The sequence below is a fragment of the Bartonella queenslandensis AUST/NH15 genome (assembly GCF_000312585.1).
GTDB classification, from domain to species: domain Bacteria; phylum Pseudomonadota; class Alphaproteobacteria; order Rhizobiales; family Rhizobiaceae; genus Bartonella; species Bartonella queenslandensis_A.
In genome coordinates this window covers 1-385 of record NZ_HE998155.1, presented here as the reverse complement: position 1 = coordinate 385, position 385 = coordinate 1, and the positions used below count along the sequence as shown (strand labels likewise).

At 36.6% G+C, this 385-nt stretch carries 1 protein-coding gene; it reads left to right on the top strand.

All coding sequences use genetic code 11. From position 1 onward, the window contains the following. Positions 1-385: hypothetical protein (locus tag BN338_RS12295; RefSeq protein ID WP_039761817.1), on the top strand; the 385-nt coding region annotated here is incomplete at both ends.

Genomic DNA, 385 nt, shown 5'->3' with positions numbered 1-385 from the left:
GATTTGCTGCGAGGTATATTCAAAGCAAACAGTGACTATTTAGAACTTCAGAAAAATCTAAATATCGAAGTTATCTTTGGTAATCCTCCTTATTCTGTGGGGCAAAAAAGTGAAAATGATAATGCAAAGAATACTCCTTACCCCATATTAGATAACCGTATTCGCGAAACTTATGCTGCTCAATCCAAAACAACTTGTGTGCAAGCACTTTATGATAGTTATATTCGTGCAATTTGCTGGGCGAGTGACCGTATAAAAGACTGTGGTGTGATTGGCTTTGTTTCTGGTTCTGGTTACATAGAAAAAACAGCAATGGATGGTTTACGAAAATCTTTAGCCAAAGAATTTACGAGTATTTATGTGCTTAATTTGCGGGGGGATATTC